At 52.0% G+C, this 15,715-nt stretch carries 13 protein-coding genes; 5 read left to right on the top strand and 8 right to left on the bottom strand.

The features are described 5' to 3' along the window. Window positions 1-6 precede the first annotated feature (6 nt). Window positions 7-138: a peptidase gene (locus M1D91_RS18410; protein ID WP_457976350.1), complete on the bottom strand. Its 132-nt coding sequence runs from the start codon at window positions 136-138 to the stop codon at window positions 7-9. Between M1D91_RS18410 and nlpD the strand changes: the two genes are divergently transcribed. Together nlpD and rpoS are read left to right on the top strand one after the other, a co-directional pair. Next, complete coding sequence (nlpD, locus tag M1D91_RS18405; protein WP_457976349.1) at window positions 80-1,153, top strand: murein hydrolase activator NlpD; 1,074 nt, start codon at window positions 80-82, stop codon at window positions 1,151-1,153. The two genes, M1D91_RS18410 and nlpD, sit on opposite strands and share 59 nt — an antisense overlap. A 117-nt stretch (window positions 1,154-1,270) precedes the next feature. Next, on the top strand, window positions 1,271-2,263 hold the full coding sequence (gene rpoS, locus M1D91_RS18400) for an RNA polymerase sigma factor RpoS (RefSeq protein WP_437432584.1): 993 nt from the start codon (window positions 1,271-1,273) through the stop codon (window positions 2,261-2,263). Window positions 2,264-2,601: 338 nt separating this feature from the next. Here rpoS and M1D91_RS18395 read toward each other — a convergent pair whose 3' ends face one another. The 4 genes from M1D91_RS18395 to M1D91_RS18380 form a co-directional block, all read right to left on the bottom strand. After that, the gene (locus M1D91_RS18395) at window positions 2,602-3,030 is read right to left on the bottom strand and encodes an OsmC family protein (protein WP_437432585.1); all 429 of its coding nucleotides are present in this window, start codon (window positions 3,028-3,030) and stop codon (window positions 2,602-2,604) included. Between the two features lie 135 nt (window positions 3,031-3,165). Beyond that, window positions 3,166-5,727, bottom strand: coding sequence for a DNA mismatch repair protein MutS (gene mutS, locus M1D91_RS18390; RefSeq protein WP_437432586.1), 2,562 nt, complete (start codon window positions 5,725-5,727; stop codon window positions 3,166-3,168). Between the two features lie 285 nt (window positions 5,728-6,012). Then, window positions 6,013-6,507 (bottom strand): hypothetical protein, encoded by a 495-nt coding sequence (locus M1D91_RS18385; protein WP_437432587.1) that lies wholly within the window; start codon window positions 6,505-6,507, stop codon window positions 6,013-6,015. A gap of 117 nt (window positions 6,508-6,624) precedes the next feature. Then, on the bottom strand, window positions 6,625-7,077 hold the full coding sequence (locus M1D91_RS18380) for a GNAT family N-acetyltransferase (protein ID WP_437432588.1): 453 nt from the start codon (window positions 7,075-7,077) through the stop codon (window positions 6,625-6,627). A gap of 380 nt (window positions 7,078-7,457) precedes the next feature. Between M1D91_RS18380 and pdxR the strand changes: the two genes are divergently transcribed. Then, the gene (gene pdxR, locus M1D91_RS18375) at window positions 7,458-8,936 is read left to right on the top strand and encodes a MocR-like pyridoxine biosynthesis transcription factor PdxR (protein ID WP_437432589.1); all 1,479 of its coding nucleotides are present in this window, start codon (window positions 7,458-7,460) and stop codon (window positions 8,934-8,936) included. Between the two features lie 123 nt (window positions 8,937-9,059). Here pdxR and M1D91_RS18370 read toward each other — a convergent pair whose 3' ends face one another. The 3 genes from M1D91_RS18370 to M1D91_RS18360 form a co-directional block, all read right to left on the bottom strand. Continuing rightward, window positions 9,060-11,156: a pyrroloquinoline quinone-dependent dehydrogenase gene (locus M1D91_RS18370; RefSeq protein WP_437432590.1), complete on the bottom strand. Its 2,097-nt coding sequence runs from the start codon at window positions 11,154-11,156 to the stop codon at window positions 9,060-9,062. Between the two features lie 10 nt (window positions 11,157-11,166). Then, window positions 11,167-11,532 carry a hypothetical protein gene (locus M1D91_RS18365; protein WP_437432591.1) on the bottom strand — a complete coding sequence of 122 codons (366 nt, stop codon included), beginning with the start codon at window positions 11,530-11,532 and terminating at the stop codon, window positions 11,167-11,169. 483 nt (window positions 11,533-12,015) lie between these two features. Further along, window positions 12,016-13,554 carry a methyl-accepting chemotaxis protein gene (locus tag M1D91_RS18360; protein ID WP_437432592.1) on the bottom strand — a complete coding sequence of 513 codons (1,539 nt, stop codon included), beginning with the start codon at window positions 13,552-13,554 and terminating at the stop codon, window positions 12,016-12,018. A 516-nt stretch (window positions 13,555-14,070) separates the two neighbouring features. Here M1D91_RS18360 and M1D91_RS18355 point away from each other — a divergent pair. After that, a complete protein-coding gene (locus M1D91_RS18355) occupies window positions 14,071-14,874 on the top strand; it encodes an OBAP family protein (protein ID WP_437432593.1) in 804 nt (267 codons plus the stop codon). Continuing rightward, entirely contained in the window at window positions 14,871-15,713 is an 843-nt protein-coding gene (locus tag M1D91_RS18350; protein ID WP_437432594.1) for an MBL fold metallo-hydrolase, read from the top strand. The genes M1D91_RS18355 and M1D91_RS18350 overlap by 4 nt, the downstream gene beginning before the upstream one ends. Window positions 15,714-15,715: the final 2 nt, after the last annotated feature.

Below are 15,715 nucleotides of genomic sequence, written 5' to 3'. Positions count from 1 at the left end.
TGGTAACTAATACATTCCTGGGGGATAAATGAGCGCGGGAAGCCCAAAATTCACCGTACGTCGTGTGGCGGCACTGTCACTGGTTTCACTCTGGCTTGCGGGTTGTACAAGCTCCAACAATGCGCCTGCGCCAGTCAGTTCCGTAGGCGGCGACAACGGTTCCAGCAACGGTTCCGGAATGTTAATCACGCCGCCACCCATGACAAGCAGCCAGTCGCAGCCACAGATCCAACCGGTACAGCAGCCAAATATTCAGCCAACAAATCAAACAGCCGCTGTGCAGCCCGTCGTTCAACAACCTGTTGAGACCGCAAATGGTCGTATAGTTTATAACCGGAAGTACGGGAATATTCCGAAAGGTAGTTATACTGGCGGCAGCACTTACACGGTAAAACGCGGGGATACGCTCTTTTATATCGCCTGGATCACCGGGAACGATTTCAGGGATTTGGCGCAGCGAAACCACGTTGCGGCCCCGTATAGCTTGAATGTTGGGCAAACGCTTCAGGTTGGAAATGCTTCCGGCACACCAATCACTGGCGGAAATGCTATAACTCAGGCTGATGCATCTGCTCAAGGAATCATCACAAAGCCTGCACAAAATTCAACCGTGGCTGTTGCGTCCAAACCGACAATTACGTATTCTGAGGACTCAGGTGAACAAAGTGCTAACAAGATGTTGCCGAACAATAAGCCTGCGACCCCTGTCACAGCGCCTGTTACGGCTCCACAAGTTAGTACAACCGAACCGACTGTTAGCAGCACGTCAAACAGCGCGCCGATTTCAACGTGGCGCTGGCCGACTGAGGGCAAGGTCATCGACAACTTCTCTGCCACCGAAGGTGGTAATAAAGGGGTCGATATCGCAGGTAGTAAAGGACAGGCTATTGTCGCGACCGCAGATGGTCGCGTGGTATATGCCGGTAATGCACTGCGTGGTTACGGTAATCTTATTATCATCAAACACAACGATGATTACCTGAGTGCCTACGCCCATAACGATACGATGCTGGTCCGGGAACAACAAGAAATCAAGGCGGGGCAGAAAATAGCTACCATGGGTAGCTCCGGAACCAGTTCCACACGGTTGCATTTTGAAATTCGTTACAAGGGGAAATCCGTAAACCCGCTGCGTTATTTGCCGCAGCGATAATTCGGCAAAGTAGTGAAGCCTTCCTCTTTCGTTGTTGCAGCACGCAGATGTCGCTGCAACATACAAAACCGGAAAGCCTAAGTGCTTTGTCAAGGGATCACGGGTAGGAGCCACCTTATGACTCAGAATACGCTGAAAGTTCATGATTTAAATGAAGATGCGGAATTTGATGAAAACGGAGCAGAGGTTTTCGACGAGAAGGCCTTAGTAGAAGAGGAACCCAGTGATAACGACGTGGCCGAAGAGGAGTTGTTATCTCAGGGGGCTACCCAGCGTGTGCTGGATGCAACTCAACTCTATCTTGGGGAAATTGGTTACTCCCCATTACTGACGGCCGAAGAAGAAGTTTATTTTGCACGCCGCGCATTGCGTGGTGACGTTGCATCCCGCCGCCGCATGATTGAAAGTAACCTGCGTCTGGTGGTGAAAATTGCCCGTCGATACAGCAACCGTGGCCTTGCGCTGCTGGATCTGATCGAAGAGGGGAATTTGGGTCTCATCCGTGCTGTCGAGAAGTTTGACCCTGAACGTGGGTTCCGTTTCTCAACGTATGCGACCTGGTGGATTCGTCAAACCATCGAACGGGCGATCATGAATCAAACCCGTACCATTCGTTTGCCGATTCACATTGTTAAAGAGCTGAATGTCTATCTGCGTACCGCGCGTGAGTTGTCCCATAAACTGGACCACGAACCGAGCGCCGAAGAAATCGCAGAGCAGCTGGATAAACCCGTTGATGACGTGAGTCGTATGCTGCGCCTGAACGAACGTATCACTTCTGTTGATACTCCGTTGGGCGGCGATTCCGAAAAAGCGCTGCTGGACATCCTGGCAGACGAAAAAGACAACGGTCCTGAAGACACCACGCAGGACGATGATATGAAGCAAAGCATCGTTAAGTGGTTGTTTGAACTGAACGCTAAACAGCGTGAGGTACTGGCACGTCGTTTTGGTCTGCTCGGTTATGAAGCCGCAACCCTCGAAGATGTGGGTCGTGAAATCGGTCTGACCCGTGAACGCGTTCGTCAGATTCAGGTTGAAGGTCTGCGTCGTCTGCGTGAAATTCTGCAGGCACAGGGGCTGAATATTGAAGCGCTGTTCCGCGAATAAGTCCTGAACACGAAAAAGCCGGTCACCTGACCGGCTTTTTTTATCTCTTTTAGTCACTGCTACCGGTTTGCTTTCGCCAGCAAAGGCGAAATGGCAGGCTCCTGCGGGGCATCATGAGTCCCTTCCTGCATCTGAAAGCCTCGGGATAAAGTTATGCTAAGTCTTAGCGGCCCGGCATTACGCCAGCTGTACAGGCAGGGCTGACACTGAAATACCCTCCCCGGACGACTGAGTGAAGCGGAGCGAGGGCAGTTTACCCCGCTGACTCGAAAGATAAGAGCTGAGTACCCGGCCAAAAAAAACCGCCCACTGCGGGCGGTTTGTGCACTCAACGGTGGTTAGTTAAGGGTGTATTCCAGCGAGATATCGGCATTCAGCACTTTGGATACCGGACAACCGGCTTTGGCTTTCTGAATGGCTTCATCAAATTTGGCTGCGTCGGCACCTGGCACTTTGACGGCACTTTTCAGTGCGATTTTGGTAATGGCAAAGCCGCCGTCTACCTGATCAAGGGTAACGGTTGCCGTAGTGTCGATACTGTCGGCCGTATAGCCCACTTCGCCCAGGATCATGGAGAGCGCCATTGAGAAGCAGGCAGCATGTGCCGCACCAATCAGCTCTTCCGGGTTAGTCCCCGGCGTGCCTTCAAAGCGTGTGTTAAAGCCATAAGGCAGTTCTTTCAGCGCGCCGCTCTCAGTTGAAACGGTCCCTTTGCCACGTTTAAGATCGCCTGCCCAGTGAGCCTGTCCTTTCTTTTGAATTGCCATCGCATCGTTCCTTTCATTATTGAGAGAAAAAAATTGAGAGAATTAAAAAGTATAGAAGCCGAACACAGGCTTGCCTGGCATTCGTGAAATTTATTCCGGGGAGTGCGGCCCGCAGCGCTTGTGCGGGCCTGAGGGTTAGAGCAGGTTTTTCAGTCGGTAAATCCACTCCAGCGCCTGGCGGGGCGTTAAAGTGTCAGGATCAAGGTTTTCCAGTGCTTCAAGGGCAGGACTGGTCTCCTCAGGCGTTGCGAGTAAAGACATCTGGGTGCCATCAATTTGCGTCGCGCCAGCGCCCGGAGAGAGACTTTCAAGTTCGCGCAATTTCCCGCGTGCCCGCTTAATGACCTCTTTCGGTACGCCAGCCAGGGCGGCAACGGCAAGCCCGTAGCTTTTGCTGGCGGCACCGTCCTGTACACTGTGCATAAAGGCAATAGTATCGCCATGCTCAAGGGCATCAAGATGGACATTGGCCACGCCTTCCATTTTTTCCGGCAGTTGGGTCAGCTCGAAGTAGTGGGTCGCAAATAGCGTCAGCGCTTTGATTTTATTGGCCAGATTTTCCGCACACGCCCATGCCAGCGACAGGCCGTCGTAGGTCGAGGTACCGCGCCCGATCTCATCCATCAGCACCAGGCTATGCTCGGTGGCGTTATGCAGAATATTGGCGGTTTCGGTCATTTCCACCATGAAGGTTGAACGACCGCTCGCCAGATCGTCCGCTGCGCCCACGCGCGTAAAGATGCGATCAATAGGGCCAATTTCTACTTTCTGCGCCGGCACGTAGCTGCCGATATAGGCCAGTAGCGCAATCAGTGCCGTCTGGCGCATATAGGTACTTTTACCGCCCATGTTTGGGCCGGTAATAATCAGCATCCTGCGCTGGGGCGAGAGGCTGAGCGGATTGGCGATAAACGGCTCTTTCAGGACCTGTTCCACCACCGGGTGACGCCCTTCAACAATACGAATGCCGGGTTTGTCGATAAAGGTTGGGCAGCAGTAGTTAAGCGTGTCCGCTCGCTCCGCCAGGTTGACCAGCACATCCAGTTCTGCCAGCGCCGTGGCGCTTTGCTGCAACGCTTCGAGATGCGGCAACAGCAGATCGAACAACTCATCATAAAGCTGTTTTTCCAGCGCCAGCGCTTTGCCTTTTGAGGTCAGAACTTTGTCTTCGTACTCTTTTAATTCAGGAATGATATAGCGTTCGGCGTTTTTCAGCGTCTGGCGGCGGACGTAGTGAATAGGGGCAAGATGGCTCTGGCCCCGACTGATCTGAATAAAGTAACCGTGTACGCCGTTGTAGCCCACTTTGAGCGTATCCAGCCCCAGTTTCTCGCGTTCACGAATTTCGAGTCGGTCAAGATAATCGGTCGCGCCATCCGCCAGGCTACGCCACTCATCAAGCTCGGCGTTATAGCCGGGGGCAATGACACCACCGTCGCGCACAAGGACCGGTGGTGCCTCAATAATCGCGCGTTCCAGGAGTTCACGTAGTTCGGTAAATTCACCCATTTTTTCACGCAACTGCTGCACCGGTGCGCTGTCAACGCGTTCCAGCTGCGCACGCAGTTCCGGTAGTTGCTGGAAGGCATAACGCATGCGGGCCAGATCCCGCGGCCGGGCGGTACGCAGCGCCAGACGCGCCAGGATACGTTCTAAATCGCCCACCTGACGCAATACCGGTTGCAGCTCGCCGGTACTCTCCTGCAGGGCACCGATGGTCTGCTGCCGCTCACGTAGCGTTTTGCTGTCGCGCACCGGCATGTGCAGCCAGCGCTTTAGCATACGGCTGCCCATTGGTGTCACGGTACAGTCCAGCACCGAGGCAAGGGTATTTTCGATACCGCCCGCGAGGTTCTGGGTTATTTCCAGATTGCGACGCGTCGCTGCATCCATAATGATGCTGTCCTGCTGGCGCTCCATGGTGATTGAGCGAATGTGGGGCAGGGAGGTGCGTTGCGTATCTTTAACATACTGCAGAAGGCAGCCGGCCGCGCAGAGGCCGCGCGGCGCATTTTCTACGCCAAATCCCACCAGGTCACGCGTGCCAAACTGTAAGTTTAACTGCTGACGAGCGGTATCAATTTCGAACTCCCACAGCGGGCGACGGCGCAACCCACGCCGACCTTCAATTAATGCCGTTTCGGCAAAATCCTCCGCATAAAGCAGCTCTGCGGGGTTGGTGCGCTGGAGCTCTGCTGCCATGGTTTCCCGGTCAGCCGGTTCGCTGACGCGAAAACGTCCGGAGCTGATATCCAGAGTGGCGTAACCGAAGCCTTTACCGTCCTGCCAGATGGCCGCGAGCAGATTATCCTGACGTTCCTGCAGCAGTGCTTCATCACTGATGGTGCCGGGGGTGACGATGCGGACCACTTTGCGTTCTACCGGGCCTTTACTGGTGGCAGGATCGCCGATTTGTTCGCAAATCGCGACCGACTCCCCAAGGTTGACCAGCTTCGCCAGGTAGTTTTCCACCGCATGATGCGGGATACCCGCCATCGGAATCGGCTCGCCCGCGGAAGCACCGCGTTTGGTCAGCGAGATGTCCATCAACTGGGAAGCGCGTTTAGCATCGTCGTAAAACAGTTCGTAAAAATCGCCCATCCGATAGAACAGTAAAATCTCAGGATGCTGAGCCTTCAGCTTGAGATACTGCTGCATCATGGGGGTGTGGGCGTCGAAATTCTCTAATGTGCTCATCGGTTTGTAATGTCCGTTTTTAAAATTTTAATGAGTGCGTGATGTTTGTTGTTCTGATTAAGTATCACGCCGTCTCATTTGATCTGCTGTATGCCTGGATTTCGTGTCATAAATACGCAGGGAGCATGATAACGGACTCTTTATGGCAGGAAAACAAGCGCGAAAGCCATGCTCGTCTAAAGCCGCAGAAATGATGCAGTCTGGTCGCTACATTAACGCTGAATGGAGCATTCCGAGGGTTTTTAGGGCTACAGACTGAACCTGGCGAAGATTATGACACCTGGATTAGCGGCTTCCGTCGAAGCGTGCTGGTGCGGGGCTGGCGCTGATTTTAATGTAATGCTTCCAGGCGGGCGATCGCGACACGCCCCGTGGATCACCGATGAATGGAAGTTTCATGAAGGGCATCGCGGGTATTTCAACCCGCCATGTTGTATCGCCAATAAAGCTGAACTCAACTGCATTTGGATAAATGTTCAGGTCAGCAAAGGTGCCTGTCAGGTAGGCTCCACCCAGCGTCACTATTTCTTTCACCCCGTCATTCACATCGAGCAGTGCGATTTCAAGCATTTCTTCAAAGGGCACGTCATCAGTAAGAAATAACAGCAGCCGCTTATCGTCCACCATAACCGACGCCTCTATAACCTGAACAGGAAGCATAATGCCCGTCCCTTTTCCGGCCATCAGGACTTCATATTTCCCCACGGCTTTCGGCGTGGGGGCGTCCCTGAGTTGTAGCGTTACGTTATCCAGTAGCCTGAACATAATGAACCTCGGCATCTGCTAAATTCTTATGCAGACAAATTGCCATAACAGATAATAAATTGCATCACAAATGAAAAGTGGCTGATTTAGCTAACAGGGAATAACAGCCTTTTCTTTTACTACATAAGAGAATTATCTGACCTGCATCCGGTATTCAATCATTCCACTTTTTTTCGCAACCCAGTCATATAACCGTTGTCCACGGTAATTGGCTTCATGGGTATGCCAGTAAAGATGACTGGAATGACGTTTTCTGGCTTCCTTCTGCACATATTCAATTAATTGTTTGCCAATCTGTTTACCGCGAAGTGTTTCGCAGACATATAAATCCTCCAGATAACAGTAATCACTGTCAGCCCAGGTTGAGCGGTGAAAAAGATAATGAGCAAACCCTACGACAGCTCCATTATGTTTTGCTACTACGCAGAAAACGGGCTCAAGTGGGCTGAAAAAACGTTGCCAGGTACGTTCAGTGACAGCATCAGAAATATCAACGTTGTAAAACTGCTGATATTTTTTCCACAGTGGCAACCAGTCTTCATAATCAGTGGCGCTGGCAGCTTCAATAATAATTTCATTATTCATATTTATAACCTCTTGTGTTTTTCTTAATAAATTGTGTTCTGTGCTGGCGCAGGAAAATAGCAAACTCTGCCATTAACGCCTGGTATGCCAACGGGTTAGTTGCAGAGCATCTTCGTCTGTGGCCAGGCAATGTCGCACGGTCGCAATGTTCCAGTACAACAGGCAGGGTGAAAGTGCCTACCTTAAGATCCTGATTTCAGGGAACGACCCTGCACTCAGCCGCTGCCTCACCCGTTCATGCCAGCGGGATAAGTATAAAAGTTGAATGGCAGGTTTAGCCCCACCAATTTACACAATCAAACCAGACCAATTAACGGTATGGCATCAGACGCTCTTGTTTTAGACTGGATGAGGAAAAGAGTCATGGTGGGGGGAGAACAATGTTTAAGCACGCGCAACTTGAAACGGTGAAGGCGTGGATGATTGATCCTGCTAACGGGTCACTACCGCTTCATGAAAGGATCCAGAGAGCCATACGGACGTTAATACTGGAGGGGGTATTATCCAATGGTAAGGCGCTTCCTGCCTCACGCGCACTGGCAACATCGCTTGATGTCTCCAGGGATACCATCGAAGCTGCCTACACCCGCCTGCATGCGGAGGGTTTTATCGAGAGGCATACCGGAAAAGGCAGCTTCGTTTCAGCCAGTTTTCGACTGCTGAAATCCCACGCAAGACAGCGCCAGGCACACGTCACCTCGCGTGAAGCAAAGCTCAGCACCCGGGGAACAGTGATTTACGAGAGCGGCGGAATACGGGAATTTTCCTTACCCCGCCCCCTGGCTCCGGGCATTCCCGAAACCCGCTTATTCCCGCTGCAAATCTGGGAGCGTCTTCAGCGGCAGGTACTGAAAGAATATCGCCACCATGCCCTGGAGCAAAGCCCGCCCCAGGGGATGGAACGCCTGCGACGGGCAATTGCAGAATATGTCAACCTGGAACGCGGCGCCCATGCCACCGCAGATCGTATCATTATCCTGACAAGCTCCCAGCAGGCCCTGACCCTCTGTTCAAACGTGCTGATGGATAGCAAGGATTACATTGTCACTGAAGATCCTGTCTATCAGGGGGCGCAAAAGGCCTTTAACGCCGCCGGGCTGAATATCATTCCTGTCCCCCTGGATGAAAAAGGCTTATGCATTGAACACCTTAACGTACTGCCAGTCGCGGCAAAGGCTATCTATCTTACCCCGTCTCATCAGTATCCTACCGGCACCACGCTCTCCCTTGACAGAAGGCTTGCCGTTACCGACTGGGCAAACCGTAACGGGGCCTGGGTCATTGAAGATGATTACGACAGTGAGTTTCACTATGAAGGCAAGCCCATGGCCTGCGTACAAGGACTGGACTCTTTCAACCGTACAATCTACATCGGGACATTCACTAAATCCCTCTTTCCCGGGCTACGTATTGCGTACATGATCGTACCAACGGAACTGGTTGAGCCCTTTACGATAGCCAGAACATTAATGGACGGTCATACCGCTTCAATTACCCAACTGACGCTGGCGAAGTTTCTGGAAGGGGGGCATTTTGGCGCTTATGTTCGCATGATGCGTGGTGTCTATGTCGCTCGTCGTGACAAACTGGCCGCGCTGATAGACCACTATCTTTCTGACTTTGTTTTCTATGTAAAGCCGAGTGGCGGAATGCAGATGCCTTGCCATCTCCGGCATGGGATCTCTGAAACAGAGATAGCTCTTGCCGCCCGTCGTAAGGGTATTGATATGCTCGGGCTTACCGCGTTATATGCAGCAGAGCCTGCCAGCACTGGATTTCTGATGGGATTTGCCGCTTACAACGAAAAAGAGTTAGAAGACGCAGTTGAAGCACTCGCCGCCATTTTTCGCCTTCTTTAATGCGTTCAATGGCCCGCGCTTGTTGACCGGGCTTAAGTTCATGCAGTCAATTATCGTGCACATCCCGGTGTAAAAATGGGGCCCGCAGGCCCCACTCTCATTTCTCAGACTCTTTGCGGGAAACTATTCAGGCAGTGCGTAAACCACCACCTGGTCGCCCACCTGGTCCTTCAGAATGGTATTTCCCCCGGCCACGAACGCCACATACTGACGGCCCTTGTACTCATAGACCGACGGGTTGGCTACCGCAGGCGCTTCAACCTGATCGGACCACAGCTCTTCGCCGCTCTCCACCGAGTAGGCACGCACTTTGGCATCCATTGAGGCACCGATGAATATCACGCCACCCGCTGTCACAGCCGGACCACCAATAGTGGGGGAACCCCAGCTCTCTGGCATAAAGAAACCATACTGCTGCGAGGCGCCAACCGGACGGCGCCATTTAACGTCCCCGGTATGCATATCGAGCGCGACTATTTCACCAAACGGCGGCTGCCAGCACGGCATACCCAGCCAGTTGTTTGCCACCAGCAGTCGCATGCCGTACGGCGCGCCTTCCTGCGGCGCAAAGCCGCTCTCGTTGCCCGCATCTTTATCCGCTTTATCATAATCCTCGCGGCTGTAGAGCTTCACATACTGCACAATATGTGAGGTATTCACGATCGCGATTTGTTTGTGTGGATCGAAAGCAACACCACCCCACTGGACCCCGCCGGCGCTGTCCGGATAGGTCAGCGCACCTTCGCCTTTGGTGGTCGGAGGCGTGTACATCCCCTCATAGGTGAGCTTATCCCACAGGCGAGAACACTGGCCTGCACCGACGGCGTCAGCCAGCTTCCAGATCTCTGGTTTTTTCGATTGATCCAGCAGTGGCGCTGGTTTGGTCGGGAATGGCTGCGTGGGCGAGAGCACTTCGCCCTTCACTGAACCGTCGCCCTGAGGCACCGGCCGCTCTTCGATAGGCCAGACGTCCTCGCCCGTCAGGCGGTTAACCACAAACAGGAACCCCTGCTTGGTGGCCTGGATAAGCGCCGGGATCTGTTTGCCATTGACCGTAATATCCATCAGCGTTGGTGCAGAGTTGATATCGTAATCCCACACATCATGATGCACCCACTGGCGGGACCAGACCACTTTACCGGTGTTGATATCCAGCGCAGTGGTGGATGTACCCAGCGGGATGGCATCCACACGGTTACCGCCCCAGTAGTTGGGAGACGGAGAGGAAACCGGAAGATAGACCAGACCATTCGCCTCATCGGCAGACATATGTGTCCAGACGTTTGCCGTCCCCGTGCGTTTGCGGATCTCGGCCGGAATAGCGTCAAACGTCCATTCACGCTTGCCGGTCCGGGCATTGATTGAGAATACACTGCCCGGAGGCGCCTCGGCATAAGCCCAGTCTTTACCCGCCCAGCCTACAAGAAGATGGTCACCGACGACCGTTGGCGGCTGAAGGATGGACAGTGGGAATTTGGCATTAACCGTGTTCCACTGGTTCACATTCAGCACCCCGTTATCCGCAAAGTCCTTGCAGGGTTTGCCTGAATCGGCGTCCAGCGCAAAGAGTTTGCCGTCAACGGTGCCCATATAAACGATCTTCTGGCACGCCTCACCGGCGACAGGATTTTTTGCCTGCCAGTAGGAGACGCCGCGATTCTTCAGCACCGGTTGGGTCAGGGCCTCGCGGGGCGATTTAGTGTCATAGTGCCACTTCTCTTTGCCAGTGCCCGGATCCAGGGCAATAAGGCGATCGAAGGGGGTGCCAATATAAAGCGTCTCGTTGGCGAAAATAGGGGTAGCGGACCAGACAGTAGCGGGCGTGTCGCCTTTACCATCCGAGACGTCGCCGGTATGAAACTCCCAGATTTTTTTTAATTTGCCGACGTTATCCGCCGTGATCTGGGTCAGGGGGCTGTATTTCTGAGCATTGAGCTGCCCGTGAAAACTGTCCCAGGTTGCGGCAGAAGGAACCAGCGGCGTCGCGGGCTGGCTGACCGCCGCCACGTTCTGCCCCTCGGTATTTTCGGTTGATGCATGATCGGTGGTGTTGGTTGTCCCCGGCGCTTGTTGGTCGGCCGCATCCACATTGAGTTTTTCCTGCGTCCCCTGAGAAGCCTCAGCAGCCTTGTCCTGCGCCTGCAGCGTGAGCGGAGCGACCAGTAATGCCAGCGCCGTCATGCTCATTTTCAGTAACGGGTAATGTTTATTTTTATGCACAGGTGGCTCCTCAGTCTCTGACGCGATGAGTGTGACGAACGGAATTGCTGCTCAGCGCAATCAGACCAGCCAGGCCGACCACCATAGCTACCGTAATGATGTACTGGTGCAACAGCATGGCTGCGAAGCCCGTGCCACACAGCACCACAAGGATGACAATGATCAGAAAGAGGCGCGCGCTGCGACGGGTTGCAGCACCTAACAGAAAGGTCAGAATCGCCAGCAGGACGCAGGCGACTGCCACGCCCAGCGCACCAATAGTACCGGTAACGCCGGTAAGCGGCGTAAACCAGGCATATAACGCCACGGCAACGCCGATCGCTGCAGCTAACAGCAGCAGTAACGTGCCGGCGCGTGAGGATTGAGATTGCAACATACCAGGAAGTCCCTTATTAAAAAGTACCGGAAAAAAACATCAAAATATCGTTTAACCGGGGCTGAACGGCCGCTTTAGCGCGAGGAACTCAACAGAAGCCCGGCACAAAAAGCAGGGGCAGCATCAGTTAAACGTAACAGAGTATAGGAGATGTTTTTTTAGCGTGCGCCTTCAGACGAAAGCGTGTGACTGATTAACAAGACGTTACCCCGCAAAAGGGTAAGCAAAGACTTTAGCATTCGGGGGGGCTGCGAGACATCTGAGTGCTCGCCGGGCGAGCGTCTGAAGAGGGTAACGGAGCGGTAGAGTGACGCTTTTCCACTCCGACCAGATAAAGCCAGCCTGCGCAGGTTGGGCGGTTAATTACCCGATCTTCATCCTGCCAGCTCATTGGGATTGATTTTGCAGCATGCAGGCCAGCGAAAGCATGCGATGGGTTATGCTTTGCTGGCCTGTTAACGCTGTGCCAGGTTTCGGTGTGGGTTAAAGCTTAAATGAACTAACGCCGCTTAAAAGCTTACCTGCCTGTTGGCTAAGTGAGTTTGCTGCCGACGCCATTTGTTCTACCATCGCCGCGTTTTGCTGCAGATTTCCTTCCATATTGTTTACTGCGATATTGACTTGATCAATGCCATAGCTCTGTTCTTTCGAAGAATGGTTAACCTGATTGATAAGTTGAGTGGTTTCATTTACAGCGCTAAGCGTCTGATCCATCCGTGCAGTGACATTTGCAGCAGATTCTACGCCCTTACCAACGTTATGGATTGCTTCCTCGATAAGGGTTCTGATATCACGCGCCGCTACGGATGAACGCTGCGATAATGAGCGTACTTCGCCGGCAACCACGGCAAACCCTTTACCTTGTTCTCCTGCCCGTGCGGCTTCCACTGCGGCATTAAGTGCGAGTATGTTGGTTTGGAATGCAATACCATCAATAATATTTGTTATCTCGGCAATTTTATTTGAGGAAGCAGAGATATCATTGATCGAATTTTGCAGTGAACTTAATTCACGGTTACTGTCATTGACTATCGTCTGGACGTTGCTAATGAAATTATTAGCTTCCTTCGCATTATCAAGGTTGCGTTTCACGGTTGCAGATAATTGGTTCATGCTTGCAGCCGTCTCTTCCAGCGAGGAGGCTTGTGATTCCGTACGTGAAGAGAGATCGTCATTGCTGAGGGCGATTTCGCTGGCTGCGCTATCCACCTCTTTACTGGCAGCTTTTACGCCAGACAGCACATCCTGAAGTTTTTCCAACAACGTATTAAAATTATTTGCGGTTGCGCCAAGCTCATCTTTTTTGGTCAGGTTAACCCGCTGCGTCATATCAAGATGTTCGCTGATATGCTTCATGCTTTCTTGCAACGTATGCAGACTCTTTTTGATATATTTCAAAATGGAAAACGATGAAAGTGCGGTCAATACTATGGCTGCACTTATGATGCCAATGAGTAACCAAAGCGTGCTCGAATACTGTTTGTTATTCTCTGCTGCAAAATTGGTTGCGATTTCATAATTGTAGGAAAGCAGCTGTTTTATATTGTTGCTTAACGCAACCGAGGCAACCGCTGTCTCGCCTTCATCTGCGACCATCATACTGGCAGCATCACTGCCTTGAGTTTCATAAATATTAACGGTTTTATTAACCTTTTCCAGATAAACCTGGAATAATTTATTAGTCGCATCTATCCCCTGTGCGTCTTTATCATCCGTAATCAAATGGTCTTTATAATAATTTAAGCCATCCTGCACTTTATTTAAGTATTGGCGTGCGGTATCAAGATGTTTATAGAATGTTTCTTTATTGTTAGATAGAAGACCCATCAGGATTTGACGTCGTGCCTCTTCTCTGTTCTGGGTGATAATGCCTATCTGATTAATGCTTGGTAACGAGTTACTCGCAATATATTCAAAACGATTTTGTGCTTGATACAGAGAGTTAATACTGATTATCCCAAGCATTAACAACGCGAGCAGCGCGAAACTGAATATAAGTGTGAGTTTCTTAGAGACGGTCATTAGAAATTCCTGAAAAGGCCAATGGAAATATCCTTCTTTATCGGCTTTCAAGACTAAACCTTTAACATGATAATAATGGTCAGGCCGGCCGCGGATCTTTCATAAAATCAAAGGGTAAGGATTTTTATTAAACCGCAGCTATATTTTTAAGCTTTTTTACCAGGCTTGGAATGTGGTAGTTAAATTAATTAAGTTTTTTATATCAATGCATTATGTGCAAACCTGCGAGTTTATGATCATGCTGTACATTTTTACCGTTCGTTCAGGAGTGTGATGTATTTCAAATTTATAACTTCACTTTTAAGGTGCGCCAGTGAGAGAAACGCACGTGCTTGCGCACCTTAAGCGTAACGGCAGTGAGGTTCTGGCAACAGGATAGCTCTGCGTTGATTTATGGCCGGCGCAGCGGGCAAAGTTCGTTCTCTTCAAAACGTCTTGCATGGATCGGTACAAATTTATCGTCGCTTTTCGCGTCATGTACTACGTTGAGTACAACGACCCTGACCAGGAAAGCAGATGAAACCTCTATTTTTTGCACTCTTAACGAGCCTGACGTTAGCAGGATGCGGGGCAAATACCACCCCGCCTCAAACCCCACTTCCCGGTGAAAAGACCTCTTCTGAACTACAGGTGCTGGAAACCGGCGCGCAGATAGTGCAGTCCCGTCCGCCTGTTGAGGCGATAAGTGCTTATCTTGACGGTTTTCATTTTTACAGCGGTGACAAAAACGGGCAGATGGAAGCCCACCATTATGTGACGGTGCTAAATGAAGACGTCATGCAGGCGGTGATTTATGACGGCAACACAAAGGATGCCCGCCTGATGGGGGTTGAATACATTATCAGTGAGCGTCTGTTCAGAACCCTGCCGCCGGAGGAGAAAAAACTCTGGCACAGCCATCAGTATGAAGTGAAGTCCGGCAGTCTGATAGCACCCGGATTACCGGCAGTGGCAGATAAGGCCCTGATGCGCAAAATTGTGAATACGTATGGTAAGACCTGGCACACCTGGCATACCGATCGCGACAAGACGCTTCCCCTTGGCATCCCGGCGCTGATGATGGGCTTTACCGGGGAAGGGCAGCTTGATCCTCAACTGTTGGCTGACAGGGACAAACGACTTGATGTCAACACGCAGACCATCAAACGTGAACGTGCCGATATAGTGGCGCACCCGATTATCGAGGGAGCGAACGCATGGCAGAAGGGCGATGTTATCCAGCTCAAACGGGTGCAGGGCGCGGGAGAACATGCCCACGGGGAGACCAGCCACTTTGGACAGGCGGAGCAGACCCGGCAGGCCATCCCGGAGGCGAAATGATGAAGGTCCATCACCTTAACTGCGGCTGCATGTGCCCTGTTGGCGGCGCGTTATACGATGGCTTCAGCAAGGGGTTACACGCGCATCTGGTCTGCCATTGTCTGCTCATTGAAACAGACAGTGATGGGCTGGTGCTGGTGGATACGGGATTCGGCAAGGATGACATACATCGCCCAGATCAGCGTCTGTCTGGCTTTTTTCGCGTGCTGAATAACATTCAACGACGGGAAGAACTGACTGCCCGTTCACGAATAGAAGCGCTGGGATTTCATGCCGAAGATGTTCGACATATTATTTTGACGCACCTTGATTTTGACCATGCCGGGGGCATTACCGATTTCCCACATGCGCGAGTTCATCTATTGCAAACAGAGATAGATAACGCTCAGCAGCGGCATAGCTGGCTGGCGCGAGAACGCTATCGTCCCGGCCAGTGGAGCGGCATTTCTGGCTGGACAGGCTATCAGCCACAGGGTGAGACATGGTATGGCTTTGAGGCGGTAACGGCTCTGCAAGGGCTTTTGCCTGAAATCCTGCTTGTGCCGCTGGCAGGGCATACGCTGGGGCATGCCGGTATTGCGATAAAACAGCCGCAAGGCTGGCTATTGCATGGCGGAGATGCCTGGTTTTTTCGCGGTGAAATGCAGGGGCAGAAACCGCACTGTACGCCTGGGCTGCGCTTTTATCAGTGGATGATGGCAATGGATAATGGGGCGAGACGGCATAATCAACAGCGACTGAGGGAGCTTGTCTCTCGTCATGGCGATGAGATCACCCTTTTTTGCAGCCACGATGCGTTGGAGTTACGTGCGCTGGCTACACAAAATGACACCCCATAATC

The sequence above is a fragment of the Enterobacter sp. SA197 genome (assembly GCF_054131575.1).
The sequence above is the reverse complement of the archived record's forward strand: the minus strand, read 5'-3'. Positions and strand labels throughout refer to the sequence as shown.